Annotated in this window: 16 protein-coding genes, 6 tRNA genes and 3 other RNA genes; 13 read left to right on the top strand and 12 right to left on the bottom strand. The window is 52.7% G+C overall.

Annotation, left to right across the window (positions count from 1 at the left end):
* Positions 1-16: 16 nt before the first annotated feature.
* Positions 17-2,134 carry a phage tailspike protein gene (locus tag ACL2XG_RS23695; protein ID WP_413723351.1) on the bottom strand — a complete coding sequence of 706 codons (2,118 nt, stop codon included), beginning with the start codon at positions 2,132-2,134 and terminating at the stop codon, positions 17-19.
* A gap of 660 nt (positions 2,135-2,794) precedes the next feature.
* The gene (locus tag ACL2XG_RS23690) at positions 2,795-3,514 is read right to left on the bottom strand and encodes a LuxR C-terminal-related transcriptional regulator (protein ID WP_413723352.1); all 720 of its coding nucleotides are present in this window, start codon (positions 3,512-3,514) and stop codon (positions 2,795-2,797) included.
* A gap of 416 nt (positions 3,515-3,930) precedes the next feature.
* Between ACL2XG_RS23690 and ACL2XG_RS23685 the strand changes: the two genes are divergently transcribed.
* Entirely contained in the window at positions 3,931-4,638 is a 708-nt protein-coding gene (locus ACL2XG_RS23685) for an SOS response-associated peptidase family protein (protein WP_410014154.1), read from the top strand.
* Between the two features lie 98 nt (positions 4,639-4,736).
* Here the strand turns inward: ACL2XG_RS23685 and ACL2XG_RS23680 are convergent, their stop codons facing one another.
* Entirely contained in the window at positions 4,737-5,363 is a 627-nt protein-coding gene (locus ACL2XG_RS23680) for a glycoside hydrolase family 19 protein (protein WP_413723353.1), read from the bottom strand.
* A 464-nt stretch (positions 5,364-5,827) separates the two neighbouring features.
* Here ACL2XG_RS23680 and ACL2XG_RS23675 point away from each other — a divergent pair, with 464 nt between their 5' ends.
* A complete protein-coding gene (locus ACL2XG_RS23675) occupies positions 5,828-6,022 on the top strand; it encodes a hypothetical protein (protein WP_413723354.1) in 195 nt (64 codons plus the stop codon).
* A 411-nt stretch (positions 6,023-6,433) separates the two neighbouring features.
* On the opposite strand, the gene iraP is transcribed toward ACL2XG_RS23675, so the two are convergent.
* Both iraP and alaC read right to left on the bottom strand, forming a co-directional pair.
* Positions 6,434-6,736 carry an anti-adapter protein IraP gene (gene iraP / locus ACL2XG_RS23670; RefSeq protein ID WP_413723355.1) on the bottom strand — a complete coding sequence of 101 codons (303 nt, stop codon included), beginning with the start codon at positions 6,734-6,736 and terminating at the stop codon, positions 6,434-6,436.
* A gap of 327 nt (positions 6,737-7,063) precedes the next feature.
* Positions 7,064-8,296, bottom strand: a complete 1,233-nt coding sequence (gene alaC / locus ACL2XG_RS23665) for an alanine transaminase (protein ID WP_413723356.1) — start codon at positions 8,294-8,296, stop codon at positions 7,064-7,066.
* 396 nt (positions 8,297-8,692) lie between these two features.
* Here alaC and ACL2XG_RS23660 point away from each other — a divergent pair, with 396 nt between their 5' ends.
* Both ACL2XG_RS23660 and ACL2XG_RS23655 read left to right on the top strand, forming a co-directional pair.
* Positions 8,693-10,372: a LytS/YhcK type 5TM receptor domain-containing protein gene (locus ACL2XG_RS23660; protein ID WP_413723357.1), complete on the top strand. Its 1,680-nt coding sequence runs from the start codon at positions 8,693-8,695 to the stop codon at positions 10,370-10,372.
* A 34-nt stretch (positions 10,373-10,406) separates the two neighbouring features.
* Positions 10,407-11,141, top strand: coding sequence for a LytR/AlgR family response regulator transcription factor (locus ACL2XG_RS23655; protein WP_413723358.1), 735 nt, complete (start codon positions 10,407-10,409; stop codon positions 11,139-11,141).
* An 83-nt stretch (positions 11,142-11,224) separates the two neighbouring features.
* Here the strand turns inward: ACL2XG_RS23655 and glk are convergent, their stop codons facing one another.
* Positions 11,225-12,202: a glucokinase gene (gene glk / locus ACL2XG_RS23650; RefSeq protein ID WP_413723359.1), complete on the bottom strand. Its 978-nt coding sequence runs from the start codon at positions 12,200-12,202 to the stop codon at positions 11,225-11,227.
* A 135-nt stretch (positions 12,203-12,337) separates the two neighbouring features.
* Complete coding sequence (locus tag ACL2XG_RS23645) at positions 12,338-13,030, bottom strand: aspartate/glutamate racemase family protein (protein ID WP_413723360.1); 693 nt, start codon at positions 13,028-13,030, stop codon at positions 12,338-12,340.
* 321 nt (positions 13,031-13,351) lie between these two features.
* Between ACL2XG_RS23645 and mgrA the strand changes: the two genes are divergently transcribed.
* The gene (gene mgrA / locus ACL2XG_RS23640) at positions 13,352-14,341 is read left to right on the top strand and encodes an L-glyceraldehyde 3-phosphate reductase (protein ID WP_413723361.1); all 990 of its coding nucleotides are present in this window, start codon (positions 13,352-13,354) and stop codon (positions 14,339-14,341) included.
* A 177-nt stretch (positions 14,342-14,518) separates the two neighbouring features.
* Here the strand turns inward: mgrA and ACL2XG_RS23635 are convergent, their stop codons facing one another.
* Positions 14,519-15,757, bottom strand: a complete 1,239-nt coding sequence (locus tag ACL2XG_RS23635) for an Nramp family divalent metal transporter (protein WP_410014144.1) — start codon at positions 15,755-15,757, stop codon at positions 14,519-14,521.
* 383 nt (positions 15,758-16,140) lie between these two features.
* Here ACL2XG_RS23635 and ACL2XG_RS23630 point away from each other — a divergent pair, with 383 nt between their 5' ends.
* Complete coding sequence (locus tag ACL2XG_RS23630) at positions 16,141-17,325, top strand: NupC/NupG family nucleoside CNT transporter (RefSeq protein ID WP_410014143.1); 1,185 nt, start codon at positions 16,141-16,143, stop codon at positions 17,323-17,325.
* 155 nt (positions 17,326-17,480) lie between these two features.
* Here ACL2XG_RS23630 and ACL2XG_RS23625 read toward each other — a convergent pair.
* From ACL2XG_RS23625 to gltX, 3 genes are all read right to left on the bottom strand, one after another.
* A tRNA-Ala gene (locus ACL2XG_RS23625) sits at positions 17,481-17,556 on the bottom strand.
* Between the two features lie 66 nt (positions 17,557-17,622).
* A tRNA-Ala gene (locus ACL2XG_RS23620) sits at positions 17,623-17,698 on the bottom strand.
* Between the two features lie 126 nt (positions 17,699-17,824).
* A complete protein-coding gene (gene gltX / locus ACL2XG_RS23615) occupies positions 17,825-19,234 on the bottom strand; it encodes a glutamate--tRNA ligase (RefSeq protein WP_413723362.1) in 1,410 nt (469 codons plus the stop codon).
* A 247-nt stretch (positions 19,235-19,481) separates the two neighbouring features.
* Between gltX and ACL2XG_RS23610 the strand changes: the two genes are divergently transcribed.
* The 7 genes from ACL2XG_RS23610 (at position 19,482) to ACL2XG_RS23580 (ending at position 20,410) form a co-directional block, all read left to right on the top strand.
* Positions 19,482-19,557: transfer RNA gene (locus tag ACL2XG_RS23610), tRNA-Val, on the top strand.
* A gap of 56 nt (positions 19,558-19,613) precedes the next feature.
* Positions 19,614-19,689, top strand: a tRNA-Val gene (locus tag ACL2XG_RS23605).
* Positions 19,690-19,730: 41 nt separating this feature from the next.
* A tRNA-Val gene (locus ACL2XG_RS23600) sits at positions 19,731-19,806 on the top strand.
* Between the two features lie 17 nt (positions 19,807-19,823).
* Positions 19,824-19,899, top strand: a tRNA-Lys gene (locus tag ACL2XG_RS23595).
* A 44-nt stretch (positions 19,900-19,943) separates the two neighbouring features.
* Positions 19,944-20,069: non-coding RNA, RtT sRNA (locus tag ACL2XG_RS23590), on the top strand.
* A 45-nt stretch (positions 20,070-20,114) separates the two neighbouring features.
* Positions 20,115-20,240, top strand: a non-coding RNA gene (locus tag ACL2XG_RS23585) — RtT sRNA.
* Between the two features lie 44 nt (positions 20,241-20,284).
* Positions 20,285-20,410: non-coding RNA, RtT sRNA (locus ACL2XG_RS23580), on the top strand.
* 38 nt (positions 20,411-20,448) lie between these two features.
* Here ACL2XG_RS23580 and ACL2XG_RS23575 read toward each other — a convergent pair.
* Positions 20,449-21,351 carry a LysR substrate-binding domain-containing protein gene (locus tag ACL2XG_RS23575; RefSeq protein WP_413723363.1) on the bottom strand — a complete coding sequence of 301 codons (903 nt, stop codon included), beginning with the start codon at positions 21,349-21,351 and terminating at the stop codon, positions 20,449-20,451.
* Positions 21,352-21,409: the final 58 nt, after the last annotated feature.

The following is a 21,409-nucleotide window of genomic DNA, read 5'->3' as shown; positions in this document are numbered from 1 at the left end:
ATCATCACTGAGCGGCTTAGTTGAATATTCTGATATTAATAGCAATGGCAAAGGGAGAACTGACGCCAGTAACAGCAACTCGCGGCGATGAATTAGCGGGCCAAGTCACAAAAATTCCAGTACCAGAATTTCTATGGTCGCACAGTACAGTATCAGGCGTAGAGACTGAACCATCAACGCCACGCTTACCCAAAACGCACATATACTTACTACCCTCAAAGGCACTACCATCCACAGCGCGAGTTGTGATAATAATTTCCGCTACTCCGTGTGTGATAATAATATCGCCGCCATCAGAAATATCATAAACGGTGCCATTAATAGCATTGGTAATAACTTCGTGCCATTCGTAACCGAATGTCACACCATTAATTTGAGCCGTAGAATAACGTAGCGATTGGACAACCGTTCTATCCCGAGTTAAATCAAAAGCGGTCTGTGGGCGCTCCATCCATGTTCGACCAGCATTCATAGATCCTAGCCTGTATGTTGGAATATTGACACTGGAGCCTATACTACCGATCCATGGCCGAGATAAGTCATTTTGTGCATATTCAATAATACCATTGCCATCTTCATGAGAAGCGCCTCCTTTTTCTGTTCTGATGCCTTCAATCACTGTGTTATTTTGGTCGCCTTCAATATGAAGTATAGCCTTCAATTTTACAGTTGTATTTCCATGAATCTCAGTCCATTTTGAATCATATTGTGATGTACTTTCTTCAAAATATAAAGCATATTCAATATCAGCAATAAACATATTTTGTTCGAATTGCCTAGCGAATGAAGATTGTGCGCCTAGTCCAATAGTCCGGCCATAGCGATGCGCAAACCGGCAATTGACATAGGCAATGTTATAAAATGCATTGTTTTCAGACCAGAACAGCTTATTGTTTGTCAATATTCCTTCACCATTACTAAAGTCTATAAATGAACAATTATGAAATTTAGCCGCCCCACAATCATCCATCCGTAGACCACCAGCCGCAGCACTGTTAGTCCTATTTTCCATCCTCAATCCGCGGACCTCGAAATGCGCATGCATTGCTGCTGTACCAGTTTGATAAAGACGTAGGCCATAAACGGATTCCCGTACATCAACTTTATAAACGAGACCTTGCCATAAAGGATCTGTGGAATCAGATTGCAAACGGAGGGTGTGGGTAGTCGCGGTGGCAATAAATTCTCCACGGGGAACTCCATTACCTTTCCATGCCCGGGTGATGCGCCCTATTTCATCAATATACATTGCGAAAGAGCCTGCGGACACAGCTACGTCATAACCCTTGATATCGGCCATAACTTTATATGTTTTACCAACCGTAAGACCGGTAAGAATAATTCTCGCCATCCCTTGCGAGGCTGAAGCAGCACCCCAGGATAAACCGCCTGTTGATGTGAGTTCAACATTGCCGGTCAATGACCATCCGGAGAAAGTAACGGCGCTAACAGCAATATATTGCGCTATTAATGTGCCCGCGTCGACCAGGATCCGCGCGCCGGAAAAATCCAGCACGTGATCGATGACATTACTGACCGCTGTGCGATTAATTGAAAGCTGCTGAGTTATCAAAAACGTGCCAGAGCTTGTATTAAAATATCCGCCGCCTATAGACGAACAAAAATCAAGCCATGCTTGAATCGCTGCGGTATCATCCGTAACACCATTGCCTATGGCGCCAAAATCATAAGGTGTTATGGTGTGACTCAGCTTATTACCGATTGTTTTTTGGGGATAAGTATTCGTTATATCATAGCCTATCCACCCAGCTGCAGCCGTATCTAACAACTGATCTTTAAACTGATCAGGGTCATATTTCAACACGTTTGGAAAGTAAAATTGCTGGACGCCATCAGCATCAAGGACGGTCATTGACTGCCCTTCAACCGTTACAAATTTTGCTACCTGACCGGCATACACTGGATAGCCTCCGGCATTGATGTTTATAGGTTGAGCTACCGCGGTATAGGTACCCTCCGCACTCTCTACATAAACCTGTATTTGATTTGCAGCCACAGTCGGGTCCGTGTCAATCTGCCCGACATAGACAGAACCATTGGCGCATGCTTGGAAGCTATTGGCAAGGGTGAATAATTGTGATGGCATAGATACAACGATATTAGGTATGGTCATATGTTTAGTACCTCTTTGAATGTGTTAGATAAACCGTTTACTTCATTAGGTTGATATTTAGCAACCTGTTAAATGGACTGAGTAATGTAATGACCAAAAGAGAAGCGGCACAAATTAAACAACGGCATTTTTAACCACATAACAGATAATTATGTAAAAATGCTTCCTGAAATATGTCCATACCAAAAATCGTATCATAGAGAACTGTAAATAAAAACAGTACTTGACTACACCCCCAGCAGGCATTGCTGAGGTTTAAATCGATCATCAGCTATTTCAGCCGGACATTCTCCTTCTCCGGTTGCCATAAGTGTTGCCATCCAGAGGAAGACAGACCAACCACTCGTTTACACCAGGTGTAAAAGTTATATCGGAAATCCCCAGCTTGCCACAAACCGCTGGTACGGGGGTATCCAGTCCAGCCTGTTTGAAATCAAACGCGATCCACGCTTCTGTGTAACGGGACTTTTTGGTCGGCATTACCTCTGTCAAAGGGATAGGTTCATCACGTCGGATTGGCGATTTTGGGTGGGGCAGAATTCGGGGTGGGGTCAGTATGAAAGGCTGAACTTGCGAAACGGACATGGCCGGAAAATCGTAGGGCACTGAGCGGAAGGGAGATTTACATTCACCCCCGCCCAGAACTGACCAAAGCAAAGATCAGATTATTGAATCGCTGAAATTAATTGCTTCATGAGTTAGAAATCTCTTGGGGAGATAACGATGGTAATTATGTTTCTCGCAAAAATCCCTTAACTCCCCGATCTCTGTTACATGCACTTTATTGTAAATCTTCTGCATATAGTTATTAAATGTATTTAATGAAAGATTTAACCTAGCAGCAGCCTCTTTTGACTTCAAACCTTGCAAGCGATAAAACATTATTTCGCACTCGCGCTCAGTGAAAGTGTCATCCGGCTTATTCAATAATAGTGATCCCGGCATATGCCCTTTTACATAGTCGTTAAGTGTATATACTGTAAGTTGTGTATTATAACCAAGCATACCTATGCATTCGTGCTTATCATTAAAATAAGGGATTTTATGAAATATGAATGGAAAATCCACAGCATGAGGATGTAGCTCCAACGTAGAAAAAGGAGTCTGCGTCTCAAATATACGTTTATATTGTTTGGCAAAATTCTCTATTGATTCCTCGGTATCTAATATAGCGCAATCGAATTCACTGTCGAATTTACCAATGATTTCATTAGGCGACTTTTTGTCTGCGAGTAGAGCAAGCGGCTGATTGCAATAAACCAGCCTGGAGGACAAATCTCTTATCGCTATGGGACTTTTTAATTGGTCAAAAACGTAACGCATGGTGTTTGTAATATTAACTTCAGGAACCACAGTACACTTGCATATGTCATTACTCATAATTACCCCCGGTCATTGATGATATTTAAAAACTGTATCATCGCAAGGAGTGACTAACTACTGGCCTAAAGTACAGCGTAATAAAATAACATCCTTAATTTTACGGCTTAAGGTTTTTAATTAACGAATTTTTTCACTTTAATAAAAAAATAACTAGCCTTGCATTTCAAATAAACAATTATTGATGAGAGAAGTAATTGTTAATAGTGTGAGCCCCGCAGTGCTTTGGCCCATTATGGCCCATTTTTATTAATGATATTATGGAAGCATTAAATTTCGGATTACTGAAAGGATTAATGACGGGAAAATGGTCGGTTTAGTTTTACGGCACAATTTAAATTATTGTCGGGCTGCCACAGTTCTGTCTCTTCTATCCCGTCTATACTTAAGATCTCTCTGCAATATAGATGACGACCATGTGCGGCCGATTTGCTGAATTTAATACCAGAGAACACTATCTCGATTTCCTGCGAAGTGATGTTGCGTTTTCGGGCGCATTGGATGGCGAGCCGATAGGCCGCTACAACGTTGCTCCAGGCAGTCGCGTTCTGCTGCTGAACCAGCGCGACGATACGCTGCATCTGGATCCCGTTATCTGGGGTTATCAGCCCGCCTGGGCCAAAGAAGCAGGCCGCCCTCCCCTGATTAATGCCCGGTTAGAAACTGCCGCCGCCAGCCGCATGTTTAAGCCGCTATGGCACCATGGCCGCGCGCTGGTGATGGCCGACGGTTGGTATGAGTGGAAGAAAGACCCGGACCATACAAAAGTTAAACAACCCTATTTTATCTATCATAAAAATAAGAAGCCGATATACCTGGCCGCGATAGGCAGATTCCATCCCGATGCCCTGGACGCGCCGGAAGATGATGGTTTTGTAATCGTGACGGCGGCCAGTGATCAGGGGTTGGTGGATATCCATGACCGGCGGCCGCTGATCATGACGCGAAAGGCGTCATTAGAATGGATATCGCCGGATACGACGTCGGGGCGCGCCGAGGAGCTGGCCCATGATTGCGCCATGCCGGCGGGGGAGTTTGCGTTTCATCCTGTCAGCAAGACTGTGGGGAATATTCACAATAACAACAGTTCGCTAATTGCAAAAATTGATAATTCACACTTATAGTCCTCGCGCCGGCGAGGACTATACAGGGATGCCGCCGGGTACCGTGGGTGCCGCACAAACGGTCATATCAGCCGCCAGGACGGCACGCCACGGCATTTTCAGCACAGCGCATCCACCGCGACTTTATAGCGGGCCTGCCTATCGGCCAAGCCGTTGACGCCGCCGTTAATCCGTCTAGTCAGCCCCACCATATCGCCAATATCGGCGAAAGTGTTACATTTATTGGCCTGCCAAAACCATCCGGCCGAACGCGCGGCATTGATATCCGCCAGGAGCAAATCAGGCTCGGCAAGCAGATCTAAATCGAGCGCTTTACCGCAGGCGGCATAATTAGCATAAAAGGTCACCTGTTTTAAACCTCGCCCGCGATATAACCAGCCGTCTCCCGGTCGCGTATTTCCGTATCTGCCGCCATAAACAATATTGGCTATTTTCTGCTGCCTGTCGATAGGCAGGGTTCTTTCAGAAGGTTGGCGGCCCAACGCCTCGCGCTGTGCCGGCGTTAAGCGATTGCCGAATATCTTGAGTCCGTTTATCGAATAATTAAACGATTCCACTACTGTGGTAAATCCACCTGATTCCGTACCGATTTGCGCAATAAAAGCTGCCTGGCGCAGCGGCGTATTAATACTGAATTCAGCCATAATAGCCGCCATATGCGGAAACCAGCGTGCGGCTAACCCGGCGCTGATATTAGCCGCCTGTTGGAATTGCTCGAGTGTCATATGCTTTGGCCCTTAACCGCCTGGTTTTCCTCCAACCCTTACACAAGGCAAGCCGTCTACGCTGCTAAAGGTTGCCGGCCCGGCGGTGATGGCCCTTAACCCTGGCGCGTCCCGCCGCAGGGCTGCGCTTGGGAACAATCGTCAGGGCCATCAGTATCATGAACATGCCGGCCTAGCAGGGGAGCTTGATCGATTCCGCGGGTGAGCAATCCGGGCAATTCGGGAAGGAAATCGCCTTTAGCGCCCAACGCTGGGTCTGACGGGGCTTAACCATGTTTACCTCACCCAGTCGCTATCTGCGTGACCGCGATGCCAGGTGTGTCCGTCATGGGCGGGCAGCGGCCGGGGCGGAGATAAAAGAGCAGCAAGCCATTTTTGCGCTAGAATAATCAGGTAAGCGCGCATTTCCGCTGGTGGGATGTGCTATCACATAATGGAAACATTTTAAAAGGCATGGCATTAACATGAAGAAATTCATCATCGCAATGATGACTGTAGTATTAGCCCTACCCTTTTCCCCCCTTACGTATGCCCATGCCGGGGATGAATATCATCCTAAAACAGTGCATAAATATCACCGTCACCACCGTGCGGCAAAGCATCATGGCAAAAAGCAGATCTATCGCAAGGCCGAGCCACAGGTGGGACATAACAGATGATGGGGAGTAAATCAGCTTTAACAGCAACAGCGTGGCGAAACCGGGTCGTATTGCGTTGAGATAGGCTGATGGCGTTGATCCGGCAGGACCCGCCATAAAATAGCGGCTTTTTTCATACCACTTAAAAGTGATTACACTTTGACATTATACTAATTAATATAATATTTTGCTGGTATATTTCCTGGGTGTTGTAGGCTTGTTATTATCTTATTGCAGGGGTTATTGTTTTAATTATTGGCTAATGCGCTATTATCAGAGGCAATCAATGAGGATATTGCCGCCGGAACCTGCCCGCCGGCATAGGAAACAGGAAGCCATGCTGATGGGCAGCGCGCCAGCGCTTATTATTTAAACGACAATAACATCAATAAGTTATACTACGATATCACCGCGCCGTTAAGCCACGGGCTATTAATCGTTGTTAACCTTTTCTTCGTCGCCGTTGACTTCAACATACTGCGAGACTGAGATCAACCGGACAAAATGCGCCAATAATAAATCCACATCCGTTTGCAGAATCTCCTCGCTGGCGCCGGAAGCCGATAAAATGGCTTTTTCTATGTTGGTCGCCATAACCGATGAGCTACCCTGCCCGACAGTCAGCACCAGCGCGGCCAGGAGCAGGGACTGGGCTTCAACCTGGGCAGTCAGCTCTTTTGCCGCCGCATCCGCTTTGGCCATTTTTTTCAATATATCAATGACAAGGTTTCTCATAGTTTCCTACCTGGACGAAATCGCGGCCAACAGGTTGCCACGGCACTAAACATAGCCTGCTTATATTACTCTTATTGTGAGTAGGATAACATCTTCTGAACTGTAAGTATTGTGCGCGATGACCGCCACCATGGCGCCCACGCCAGTTGTAGTCCCATTGACGCGTATAGGGCGCTGTTGTGCAGGGATTAATTCATTAGAAATATTTATCAATCAACACAACATTATCCCCACCCACGAAGCAAAATGCCGTATGCGGGGACGAATGCCGTGTTGCCGGACCGGAAGAGAAGACGTTCCCCCTCCGCCAGGCCGGGTAACCGTTCCCTAGTCCGTAATGGCCTTGGCGCCGGCGGGTTTCAGCACGCCATCGGCACGGAACATGGCCTTGATGCCGCGTACCGCCTGCCGGATACGATCCTGGTTCTCAATCAGCGCGAAACGAACATGGGTATCGCCGTAGTCGCCGAACCCAATGCCCGGCGATACGCAGACCTTGGCGTCCGACAGCAGTTTTTTCGCGAATTCCAGGGAACCGAGATGGGCATAGTGCTCCGGGATCCTGGCCCAGACATACATGGACGCCTTTGGGGTATCTACCATCCATCCCGCCTCGTGCAGGCCGCGCACCAGGACATTGCGGCGCTGGTGATATTGTTCGACGATATCCAGTACGCATTGCTGGTCGCCTTCCAGCGCGGCGATGGCGGCCACCTGCAGGGGGGTAAACGTACCGTAGTCATGGTAACTTTTGATACGCGCCAGGGCGTTGACCAGTTCCGGATTACCCACCATAAACCCGATGCGCCAGCCGGCCATGTTATAGCTTTTCGACAGGGTGAAAAATTCCACCGCAATGTCCTTGGCGCCTGGCACCTGCATGATCGACGGCGCTTTCCATCCATCATAAACAATATCGGCATAGGCGAGATCGTGTACCACCAGCACGCCGTACTGCTGGGCCAGGGCCACCACCCGTTCAAAGAAGTCCAGCTCGACGCATTGCGCCGTGGGATTGGACGGGAAGCCCAGAATCATCATTTTCGGCGTGGGAATGCTTTCGCGAATGGCGCGCTCAAGCTCGCGGAAAAAGTCCACCCCCGCCACCAGCGGCACCGAGCGCACCTGGGCGCCGGCTATCACCGCGCCGTAGATATGTATCGGATAGCTGGGATTCGGCACCAGTACGGTATCGCCATGATCGAGGGTAGCCAGCATCAAATGGGCCAGGCCCTCTTTGGAACCGATGGTGACGATGGCCTCGCTGTCGGGATTGATCTCGACGCCGTAGCGATCGGCATACCAGCCCGAGATCGCGCGCCGCAGCCGGGGAATACCGCGGGAGGTGGAATATCCATGGGTATCCTCCCGTTTGGCGACAGTACAAAGCTTTTCAACGATGTGCGGCGGCGTGGGCCCGTCGGGATTACCCATGCTGAAATCAATAATATCCTCTCCGCGCCGGCGCGCGGCCATTTTCAACTCGGCGGTGATATTGAATACATAAGGGGGGAGACGATCGATGCGTGTAAAACGCCGTGGCAAACCGGATGCGGCCATAATATCCTCGTTGTACGTTAGCGCCCGGACCATCCGAGCGACGCCGGCCCATGCGTGGGCCTGTCCATGAAGCTATCCTATATTCGGCATGATTTCAATATCAACGGCAGACATCGCGGCGGACAAGATAAAAAGAGGAAATCTGAAATTTTATTTATCGATTATTCCCCTTTATTGCGGCAAATATTGGCCTGAAAACCGCGCGGCGGGCGATTTATGCCGGTAAATAAAATCCCCTTATGTTTACTCAGACTTCCCCGTTTTACGGCACTTCTCGCGTCATGGCGGCCGGAGCCGCCGCGATCCCCGACGGCGTCCGCGGCGGCAAATCTGGAATCTCAGGCGTCCATTGCTTATAGTAACGGCTAAAGGTTGGCCATTTACCGGGATGTCGTGGTGAAAGAAATGTTCGAAATGCTGCTGGCGGTCTATGAACGGGCGGCATTAATGTTGATTTGTCTGTTTTTGTTGACGCGCATCCGCCAGTTCCGCCAGTTATTGCAAAAAGAACAGCACACCCGCCAGGAATTGCTGGCGGTCACCGCCATTTTTTCCCTGTTTGCCATTTTCAGCACCTATTCCGGCATCCATGTGGAAGGCTCGCTGATTAACGTGCGGATTATTGCGGTCATGTCCGGCGGTATTTTATTCGGGCCCTGGGTCGGCATCGCCACCGGGATTATCGCCGGCGTGCACCGCTATCTGATCGATATCGACGGCCCGACCTCGGTGCCTTGCCTTATCAGCAGCGTGGTGGCGGGTTTTGTCTCGGGCTGGATCAAGCTTAGGGTGATAAAAGAGCGCCGCTGGGGCATCGGCATCCTGGGCGGCATGCTGTGCGAGTGCCTGACCATGCTGCTGGTCATTCTCTGGGCGCAGCCGATGTCCCTGGGGCTGGATATCGTGTCCAAAATTGCGCTGCCGATGATCCTCGGCGGGGTCAGCATCGGCATGATCGTGCTGCTGGTGCAGGGGGTCGAGGATGAAAAAGAGGTGATCGCCGCCCGGCAAGCCAAGCTGGCGCTGGATATCGCCAATAAGACCCTGCCCTACTTTCGCCATATCAACAGCGAATCCCTCACCACCATTTGCGATATCATCCGCGCCGATATCAAGGCCGACGCCGTGGCCATCACCAATGAACATCATATCCTGGCTTATGTCGGGGTCGGGGCCGAATTGTACAATATCGGCCATGAGATCATCAGCGATATGACCAGGGAAAGTATTCAAAGCGGCAACATCACCATCAAGAACAATGACGAGGCGGACCGTACGCCGCAAATCCACTCGCTTATCATTATCCCGTTATGGGAAAAAGGCGTGGTCACCGGCACCCTGAAGATCTATTACTGTCACGCCCATCAGATCACCAATTCACTCAAAGTGATGGCCATCGGCCTGTCGCAGATTATTTCGACGCAGATCGAGGTGTCGCGCATCGAACAGCTGAGGGAAATGGCCGACCAGGCGGAACTGCGCGCGTTACAAAGCAAAATTAATCCGCATTTCCTGTTTAATGCGCTTAACGCCATTTCCTCGTCGATCCGCATCAATCCGGATACCGCCCGGCAGCTGATTACCAATCTTTCCCGTTACCTGAGGTACAATCTGGAATTAAACGGCGCGCAAATCGATATCAAAAAAGAGCTTTATCAGATCCAGGATTATATCGCCATCGAGCAGGCGCGTTTCGGCAGCAAGCTGAGCGTTATTTTTGATATCGATGAAGAGTTGTCGTTCCCCCTGCCCAGCCTGCTCATCCAGCCGCTGGTGGAAAACGCTATTGTACACGGCATCCAGCCTTGCCGCGGTAAAGGCGTGGTGGTGATTTCCGTGCGGGAGGATACCGGCGGACGTATCCGTATTGCGGTAAAAGACACCGGCGGTGGCATCAGCGCGGAAGTCATCGAGCAGGTTAAACGCAATGAACTGCCGGCCGGGAAAATCGGCCTGCTGAATGTTCATCACCGGGTATTGCTGTTATATGGCGAAGGGCTGCATATCCGCCGTCTTGAACCGGGCACCGAGATTTGGTTTTACATTACCCCCCAGCCCCACAAGCTGGCGGCATGACGTCCATGGAGGACATGTTTAACCGCGAGGCACCATGAAAGCCATAATTGTCGAAGACGAATTCCTCGCCCAGGAAGAATTACGCTACCTTATCCATAAGCACAGCGGCCTGACTATCGAGGCCACGTTCGACGATGGACTGGATGTCCTGCGCTACCTGCAGCATCATGAGGTGGATGTGATTTTTCTCGATATCAATATCCCCTCCCTGGACGGCGTGTTGCTGGCGCAGAATATCAGTAAATTCAGCCATAAGCCGGAAATAGTCTTTATTACCGCCTATAAAGAACATGCGGTGGAGGCGTTTGAGCTGGAAGCCTTTGACTATATCCTGAAGCCTTATCAGGAATCGCGCATCGTCACCATGCTGCAAAAGCTGGAGGCGCAGCATCAGGCCGCCCCGGCGCCGGCTGCGGGTGCGGCGCCAGGGCGGCGGAATCAACACGCCATTAATTTGATCAAAGACGAGCGCATTATCGTTACCGATATCAGCAATATCTATTATGCGGCGGCGCAGGAAAAGGTGACCCTGGTCTATACGCGGCGCGAGGAATTTGTCATGCCGATGGTCATCACGGAATTCTGCAGCCGGTTGCCGGAGGAGTTTTTTTTCCGTTGCCATCGGTCGTATGTGGTGAACCTGGGAAAAATTCGTGAAATTGTGCCCTGGTTTAATAATACCTATCTGCTGCGCCTGAGCGATCTGGATTTTGAAGTGCCGGTCAGCCGCAGCAAGGTCAGGGCCTTCCGGCAATTGATGCGGCTGTAGCCGGGGGTTGGCTACAGAACCGTGTCCACGGGCATGCAGGGCAAGAGGGTAAAGGCGCCGGCAACAGCCGGCGTCCGGTCAGATCAGACCGAAACCTGGAGTTGAAGACCCATTAGCTGGCGCATATGCGCGCCGGCGCCGAGCAAGCCCGGTTGTTCGTGCCTGATCAGAAACACCGGGATATCGCGTACGTAATCGTTAAAGCGGCCTTTATCCTCGAACGCCGCGCGAAAACCGGAGGCGCGGAAAAATTCCAGGAAGCGCGGCACCAGGCCGCCGGCGATATAAACGCCGCCAAACGTGCCCATGTTCAGCGCCAGATTGCCGCCAAAACGCCCCATCAGCACGCAGAACAGCGACAGCGCGCGCCGGCAATCGTCATTGCTGCCGTCGACGGCCTGTTCCGTGACCTGTTGCGGCTCCAGTGAATCCGGAACGCGGCCATCGATGGTGACGAGGCTGCGGTACAAATTAACCAGCCCGGGGCCGGATAATACGCGTTCGGCCGACACATGGCCGAACTCGCCGCGCAGCACCGCCAGGACATCGGCTTCCTCTTTGCTGTTAGGCGCGAAGTCGACATGGCCGCCTTCGCCCGGCAGGCTTATCCAACGCTGGTCCAGATGCAACAGATGGCACACGCCAAGGCCGGTGCCGGCGCCGTACACGGCAATCGGCCCCTGGGCCTGCGCCTGCGTGCCGCCAAACTGCACCACATCGCCGGCGGCGAGCATCGGCACCGCCATCGAGACGGCGGTAAAATCATTGATGACCTCCAGGCGCGCTAATCCCAGGCTGTCCTTCATGGCCTTGATGGAAAATGCCCAGGTGCTGTTGGTCATCTCCACCCAGTCATCGGTTATCGGACAGGCGATAGCGATACAGGCCTCCGTGGCCTCGACCTTTTGCGCGGTCAGGTAGTGACGGATCACCGCTTCAAGGGTGGCGTAATCTTTACCGGAATAGGTGTGGATATGGGAAATCGCGCCATTGTCCATATCGCATAACGCCAGGCGGGCATTGGTTCCCCCAACGTCACCGACCAGGGCATATTTTGTCATTATGTAAGGCTCCGCTAACTCTTCTACTTGCCGTCGGAGGGTTACCGGCAGCAAACATAAACAATTTATTAATATAATAATAATACCAGTTATATTGGCCAATGCTATAAATTGAGTTTGCTTTCGGATTCGCCTTTATCCCAGGGCAAAGGCCACCGCGGCGGCGGCGTGGAGGGTGGTGGTGTCGAACAGCGGCACCGTTGCGTCGTCTTCGCCGATCAGCAGGCCGATTTCGGTGCAGCCGAGGATCAGTCCCTCGATGCCCTGGCCCTCCAGCGAAGCAATAATGCGCCGGAAGGTGTGGCGCGATTCATCGCGGATCTTGCCCAGGCATAACTCCTCGAAAATGATGTTATGAATCGCGTCCATTTCCGCAGCGCCCGGAACGGTGATTTCGATGCCGTGCGGATGCTCGAACCGCCGGCGATAAAAATCCTGCTGCATGGTAAAGCGGGTGCCCAATAGCCCGACCCGCCGCAGGCCACGGGCATTGATTTCCCGGGCGGTGGCATCGGCGATATGCAACAGCGGCAGTGGACAGGCCCATTCAATGGTGTCCGCCACCTTATGCATGGTGTTAGTGCAAAGGACGATGGCCTCGGCACCGGCTTTTTGCAGCAATACCGCTTTGGCCGCCAGCAGATCGCCCGCCCGTTGCCAATCACCCTCGGCCTGCATGTGGGCGATTTGGGCGAAATCGACGCTGTACAGCACCAGATCCGCCGAATGCAACCCGCCCAATGCGCCGCTAATGCCTTGGTTAATCAAGCGGTAATAAGGTAAAGTGGATTCCCAGCTCATGCCGCCTAACAGCCCTAGTGTTTTCACTGTGTGATCCTCGTGCGTCTTCGGCCGGGTCAATGCCGCGGCAACCGTAGCGCTTGTATTGTTTGTCAGGGAAGGGTTATTTTTAACTGAGTTTGATGATAAAACGGTGCTTGCCCATCACACCCGCGACAAGCTCGCGCGCGTTTGTTTGTCAGTAGTCTGAGTTATTTTTAATGGAATTTATCGCTTAACTGATGCTAAGCGCAATATATTATCCGACCAGGATAATTCACCGTTGCCGGTAAGCCTATGCCGTCGCTTGCCCGGCGAATTTAGCGGTAACCGATTCCTACCGTGATAGTAATGATAAAAGGATACTTTATGGTTTATCTGGCCAATCCAACGCGTTACGACGATATGTTATATCGCCGCTGCGGTAATAGCGGTCTTCAACTGCCGGCGGTGTCGCTCGGCCTGTGGCATAATTTCGGCGACGTCACGTTGCTGGAAAACAGCCGCGCCATGGTGCGCCGCGCCTTTGACTTAGGCATTACCCATTTTGACCTGGCCAATAACTACGGGCCGCCCCCGGGATCCGCCGAAGCCAATTTCGGCCGGTTGCTGCGCGAGGATTTGCTCCCCTACCGTGACGAGCTGATTATTTCCACCAAGGCGGGCTATACCATGTGGCCCGGGCCTTACGGCGACTGGGGCTCGAAAAAATACCTGGTGTCCAGCCTGGATCAGAGCCTGCGCCGTCTGGGCCTGGACTACGTGGATATCTTTTATCATCATCGTCCGGACCCCGCTACGCCGCTTGCCGAAACCATGAGCGCGCTGGATCTGCTGGTACGCCAGGGCAAGGCGCTCTACATCGGCCTGTCCAACTACCCCGCCGCGCTCGCCAGGCAGGCGTTGGCGCTATTAAACGACCTCGGCACCCCCTGCGTGATTCATCAACCCAAATATTCCATGTTTGAACGGTGGGTGGAACCGGAACTGCTTGATGTGCTGGCTGAGAACGGCGTGGGGTCGATAGCCTTTTCGCCGCTGGCCGGCGGTCAGCTGACGGACCGCTACCTGAACGGCATACCGCAGGATTCGCGGGCGGCCAGACCGGGTATGACCCTGACGCCGGAACAGCTTACCGCGCAGAAAATGGATAAGGTACGGCGCCTGAACGATATTGCCCTGGAACGCGGCCAGAAGCTGGCGCAAATGTCTCTGGCCTGGGTGCTGCGCGGCGATCGGGTAACGTCGGTGCTGATTGGCGCCAGCAAAACCTCGCAAATAGACGACGCGGTGGGGATGCTGGCCAATCGCGAATTCAGCGCCGACGAATTGGCGCGTATCGAAGCGATACTGGCATAAGGCCGCGCCGGCCCGCAATTTCCGCCCGGTATTGGCGGGCCCGGCGTGCCACGGAGCCTCGGTCGGGCGCATAAACCGCGCCCGGCCAACCCCATAGACACGCATTGCCCTTAACGCGCCGGGTGCGACCTCCGCGGTAGGGTGGCGTATCGGATAACCGGAGAAGATAAAGTCCGGTTACAGGCCGAACGCGGTGCCCACCATCAAATAGCCATTCAGCGTTACCACCACCGCCACGATAACCCACCCCAACGTCTGGATCAGGCGCGAGTTCACCATGTCGCCCATCAGGACGCGGTTGCCGGTAAAGGTCAGCAGCGGCACCAGCGCCAGCGCAATGCCGAAGCTGAGCAGAACCTGGCTTAATACCAGGATACGGGTCGGGTCCAGCCCCATCATGATAACCACAAAGGACGGCAGCATCGTGACCACCCGCCTTACCAGCAGCGGTATGCGAAAACGCACAAATCCCTGCATCACCACCTGCCCGGCCATGGTGCCCACCACGGTGGAGGACAGGCCCGCCGCCACCAGGCTCAAACCGAATACCGTCGCCGCCGTATGGTTCAGCAGCGGCGCCAAGGTCAGGTAGGCCTCATCCAGATCGGCGATGCCGGTATGCCCGCTGAAGTGAAATGCCGCCGCCGCGGTGGCCATCATGGCCAGATTGACAAAACCGGCGGTGGTCATGGCGATGGCCACATCCAGTTTAGTCGAGGAGTAGCGTTGGGCGCGGTTGCCGTGCAGTCCGTTTTGCGTCAAGGAAGAATGCAGGTAAATCACATGCGGCATAATGGTGGCGCCCAGCACCCCGGCGGCCAGGAAAACCGCGTCGCCGTTCGGCAGGCTGGGCAGCAGCATGCCTTTACCCAGTTCCGCCATATTCGGTTGCGAAAAAAACAGCTCCGCGATATAGGCGGCGGCGACAAACAGCAGCAGCCCGCCAATGACCAATTCCAGTGGTTTTTGACCCCGCTGTTGCAACATGAGGATCAAGAATGTGGCGATGCCGGTAATGATTGCGCCTTGCAGCAGCGAGCAGCCCAGCAGCATTTTAAAACCGATGGCCGCGCCGACGAATTCCGCCAAATCGGTGGCCATGGCAATGATTTCAGCTTGTATCCAGTAGGCCCACACCGCCGGGCGCGGGAAGCGATCGCGGATATGCTCCGCCAGGTTCTTGCCGGTGGCGATACCCAGCTTTGCCGACAACAGCTGGATGAGCATGGCCATAAAGTTGGCCCACACCACCACCCAGAGCAATCGGTACCCGAAGCTGGCGCCCGCCTGGATATTGGTGGCGAAATTACCGGGGTCGATATAGCCAATCGCCGCGATAAACGCCGGGCCAAGCAATGAGAGCTTTACCTTGCGTGATGCGCGATTGACACCGTCCGCAGTTCGGCTATTCAGCATATCAGTGACCCTTATGATCCATCGAATTAGCTTCATCCTATCCAAACGATAATAATTATCAAGCGCATTTAGGACGTTTCGGGTTATCTCTGCGATAGATGACGATGATGATGAGCATAAAGGGGGCAAAACCCAGCCTAATGACAGTTTCATCCCTAATTGGACCGGCTTAGAAGCGCCAATGGGTTACTAAATTACATTAGCACACTATTAACATAATTGGATATAAATTTAACTTTTTTCGCGACTTATCTGTGACCGCCTCGCTATCCTCATCTTCTGCTAGAGGATTTTTATATATTTGCAACTTATAACTCGTTTTTAGTTCGACCGTTACATAGAATGAGCGGCAAATTATTGCCTGCCTCATAACTGGAGCAACTATGTCCCGGATTTTTCATTTTGTCCTCGCTCTTGCCGTAGTGGCAATCCTGGCGTTATTGGTCAGCCACGATCGTAAAAAAATCAGGCTGCGCTTTATTGTTCAACTATTAGTCATTGAAGTCCTGCTTGCTTATTTTTTCCTTAACTCGCAGATTGGATTGGGTTTTGTGCAGGGATTCTCGGCGCTGTTTGATAAGTTGCTAGGATTTGCCGCCGAAGGGACAGGATTTGTTTTCGGTAATATGAATAAACAGGGCCTGGCATTCTTTTTCCTGAATGTGTTATGTCCGATTGTATTTATCTCGGCCCTGATAGGTATTTTGCAGCATATCCGGGTGCTCCCTTTTATTATCCGCATCATCGGTACCCTGCTGTCGAAAATTAACGGTATGGGCAAGCTGGAGTCGTTTAACGCCGTCAGTTCGCTGATCCTGGGGCAATCGGAAAACTTCATCGCTTATAAGGATATCCTGGGCAAGATGTCCGAACGCCGGATGTACACCATGGCGGCCACGGCGATGTCGACGGTATCGATGTCCATCGTCGGCGCCTATATGACCATGCTGGAACCGCGCTATGTGGTGGCCGCGCTGGTATTGAATATGTTCAGCACCTTTATTGTGCTGTCATTGATCAATCCCTACCAGGTCGGCAAGGAAGAAGAGCTGCAGATGAGTAATCTGCATGAAGGACAGAGCTTTTTCGAAATGCTGGGTGAATATATCCTGGCGGGCTTCCGGGTGGCCATTATCGTCGCGGCCATGCTGATTGGCTTCATTGCCATTATCGCCGCCATAAACGCCTTGTTCAGCCTGGTGTTCGGCATCAGCTTCCAGGGCATACTGGGGTATATATTTTATCCCTTTGCCCGGGTCATCGGCATCCAGGGCGACGAGGCGCTGCGGGTCGGCAGCATCATGGCCACCAAGCTGGTCTCCAATGAGTTTGTCGCCATGATGGATTTGCAAAAGGTTGCCGGCCAACTGTCCGCGCATTCCGTCGGCATCCTGTCGGTATTCCTGGTGTCGTTTGCCAACTTTTCATCCATCGGCATCGTGGCCGGCGCGATTAAAGGCCTGAACGAACACCAGGGCAACGTGGTATCCCGCTTCGGCCTGAAGCTGGTGTACGGCTCGACGCTGGTCAGCCTGCTGTCCGCCGCCATCACCGGTTTGGTAATTTAAACCGCCGTCCATCTTGCCGTCATAACGACGGTGCGGTTGGGGCCGGGGAAACCCGGCCTTTTTTATAGGATTGACGCGATAAATCGAGGCGGCGCCAGGCATGCACGCACAAGATATAAAAACAAAAAACCGGCCAGAAGCCGGTTTTTTTAATGTGGTGGAGCTAAGCGGGATCGAACCGCTGACCTCTTGCATGCCATGCAAGCGCTCTCCCAGCTGAGCTATAGCCCCAACGTACTTCCTGGGTAACACGAACACCGTCGTAACACATCATCATATCAGGCCAATCGAGGTGATTGGTGGAGCTAAGCGGGATCGAACCGCTGACCTCTTGCATGCCATGCAAGCGCTCTCCCAGCTGAGCTATAGCCCCGTACCCGACACATCATGTCTGGTGGACGGGGCGCATGATATGAAACCCGGCAAACAGTGTCAACGGCTAATTGAAATTAACGCATCAAACGCTGAAAAAGCCGTCAAATCCTCGATAACGAACGGTTTATCCGGCGCGCTGGGCGATATAGTCCAGCGCCTTATCGATACGGGCCAACGAACGTGACTGTCCGACGGCATGGACGGTGACATCCAGCGCCGGCGACTGGCCCGCGCCGGTGACCGCCACGCGCAGCGGCATCCCTACCTTGCCCATGCCCACGTTGAGCTCCGCCGCCGTCTCCTCGATAGCGTTATGCACGTGTTCAGGCGACCACGACGTCAGGGCGGCCAGTTTGGCGCGCGCCAGCACCAACGGCTCGCGGGCCACCAGGCGCAGATGTTTTTTGGCCGCGTCGGCATCGAACTGCTCGAAATCCTCATAGAAATAATGGCATGAGGCCGCCATTTCTTTCAGGGTCTTGCAGCGATCGCCGAGTAATGTCACCAGCTCCGCCAGTTGCGGCCCATTGCGGGTATCAATGCCCGCTTGTTCCATATGCCATACCAGGTGGGTGGCGACGTATTCCGGCGGCAGATGATTAATGTAGTGGTGATTAAGCCACAGCAGCTTTTCGGTGTTAAAGGCGCTGGCCGATTTGCTGATATCGTCCAGGGTAAACAGCCGCTTCATTTCTTCGATGGAGAAAATTTCCTGATCACCATGGGACCAGCCCAGGCGCACCAGGTAATTCAGCAGGGCCTCAGGCAGAAAACCGTCGTCGCGGTACTGCATTACGCCCACCGCGCCGTGGCGTTTGGACAGCTTCTTGCCGTCGTCGCCCAGGATCATCGAGACGTGGGCATATTCGGGCACCGGCGCGCCCAGGGCCTTGAGAATATTGATCTGGCGCGGCGTGTTGTTGATATGATCCTCACCGCGGATAACATGGGTGATTGCCATATCCCAGTCGTCAATCACCACGCAGAAATTATAGGTGGGCGAGCCGTCGGTACGGCGGATAATCAGGTCGTCAAGCTCTTGGTTGCTAAATTCAATCGGGCCGCGAATATTATCATTAAAGATAACCGAGCCGTCCTGGGGATTGGCGAAACGCACCACGCAAGGCTCGGCATCGTCATGCTGTTCATGGCTGTGGCGGCAGCGGCCGTCGTAACGCGGTTTCTCGCCGTTGGCCATTTGCTGCTCGCGCAGGGCTTCCAGGCGCTCCCTGGAGCAATAGCATTTATAGGCGGTGCCCTGCACCAGCATGTCGTCGATCACCGCGTTATAACGGTCGAAACGTTTGGTCTGGTAGTAAGGACCTTCATCCCAATCCAGGTTCAGCCAGTTCATTCCGTCCATAATGGCGTTGATAGCTTCCTGGGTGGAGCGCTCAAGATCGGTATCCTCGATACGCAGCACGAACTCCCCGCCCTGGCTACGGGCAAACAGCCATGAATATAAAGCGGTACGGGCGCCGCCGACATGAAGATAGCCGGTGGGGCTGGGCGCAAAACGGGTTTTAATTTTCATCAGGAACACTGCCTTATTACGCATGGCTGACAGTCGGGAGCAATGCTCCCGGCCGGTTATAAAAAGTGGACAATATTCTACCACTCCAGCCCGATTCCTCAACGCTGTTCCACTTTTGCTGCTCCTTTTGCAGAGATTAAAGGCGCAAACCCGTTCATCTTGACTAATTTTACGACGAACACACTTTTTACTTTCAAAAATCGTTGACTCACTTGGCAGTATCCCTATAATGCGACTCCACACGGCGGGGTGATTAGCTCAGCTGGGAGAGCATCTCCCTTACAAGGAGAGGGTCGGCGGTTCGATCCCGTCATCACCCACCACTTAATTTTCTAAGTGGCTCCGCTGTGAGAAATAGAAGTAATACGCGGTAAGAAGTGGGTGATTAGCTCAGCTGGGAGAGCATCTCCCTTACAAGGAGAGGGTCGGCGGTTCGATCCCGTCATCACCCACCACTTCTTAAGTCGGTATTGTTTTGATGTTCGTTTACAGAAATGGGTGATTAGCTCAGCTGGGAGAGCATCTCCCTTACAAGGAGAGGGTCGGCGGTTCGATCCCGTCATCACCCACCATTTCTGTCCTTTTAAGTGGGTCGTTAGCTCAGTTGGTAGAGCAGTTGACTTTTAATCAATTGGTCGCAGGTTCGAATCCTGCACGACCCACCACTTTCAAGAATACCCCCCAAACTTCAAACCAAGCCAATACCTCAATATTTCGCGTGTCGTGCGGATTTGAACCTGCGCAGGTTCGAGTCGAGCGCAGCGAGACAGCGTTGCCGCCAGGCGACGACCCGAAGGGCGAGGCCAGCGGCCGAGTCATCCTGCACGACCCACCACTTTCAAGAATACCCCCCCAATCTTCAAACCAAGCCAATACTACAATATTTCGCGCGTCGTGCGGATTTGAACCTGCGCAGGTTCGAGTCGAGCGCAGCGAGACAGCGTTGCCGCCAGGCGACGACCCGAAGGGCGAGGCCAGCGGCCGAGTCATCCTGCACGACCCACCACTTTCAAGAATACCCCTCAAACTTCAAACCAGGCCAATACCTCAATATTTCGCGCGTCGTGCGGATTTGAACCTGCGCAGGTTCGGGTCGAGCGCAGCGAGACAGCGTTGCCGCCAGGCGACGACCCGAAGGGCGAGGCCAGCGGCCGAGTCATCCTGCACGACCCAACAGCTTTCGTTCCGGGGTGACACTGGCCCGATAACTTCAGCTATACCGCCGCGGTTTTGCTGCGTAAAAAATCGAGCACGGCTCTGGTTGCTGCGCTGATGTGCTTATCACGGTAATAGTAGGCCCAGAAGCCCTGATAGACAGGACACCACTCCTGCAACAAAGGCACCAGCTTCCCGCTATCAATCTCTTCCTGTAAATGGTGCTCGACCCACATGGCAATACCCAGACCCTCTGTTGCGGCCCGTACCGCTGCACGCCGATCATTGATGGTCAGTGGCCCCTGTACTGCAAGGGTGATTTTCTCGCTGCCTTTACTGAACTCCCAGTTATAAGGCGAGGCATCAGGCTGCTGCCGCCAGTTAATACATCGATGGCGAGCCAGGTCTCTGGGGTGTTCTGGTGTTCCATTGGCCGCAAGGTAATCGGGGGAAGCCACCGGAATTTGTCGTAGTGCAGGGCCAACCGGAAAGGCGACCGTTTCCGGGTGTATGTATTCACCTAAGCGAAAACCAATGTCATATCCCTCACTGACGATGTCGATCCAGGCATCGTCCAGACGAACTTCCAGAGTGATTTCCGGGTATGAGGTATGAAATGTCGCAAGACGAGGGGCGATCAGATCATTCCAGGCAACGCGCGGCATAACGAGCCTGACATTCCCGACCGGGTGTTCACGTTGCCAGGATAGTTCCCGGGTTGCGGCTTCAATTTCCTGAAACGCCAGGCTCAGGCGTGCCAACAGTTGTGCCCCCTGATCGGTTGTGGACACACTTCGAGTGGTACGATGAAAAAGCTGGACCCCGGTCCGCTCCTCCAGGCGACGAATGATCTGGCTCATCGCTGAAGGGCTAATCTCCAGCAGACGAGCCCCGCCATTAAAGCTACCGGCTGTCGCAACAGCGATGAACGCTTCGTAGTCTTTAAATAGAGTCGATTTCATAGAGGTGTAAATTATATATCCTAACTGACATAGTTAATTGAAAATAACGGCGATTATC

The organism is Sodalis sp. RH24 (genome assembly GCF_047324145.1).
In the GTDB taxonomy this organism is placed as follows: Bacteria; Pseudomonadota; Gammaproteobacteria; order Enterobacterales; family Enterobacteriaceae; genus Acerihabitans.
This window is presented reverse-complemented; position numbering and strand designations above follow the sequence as displayed.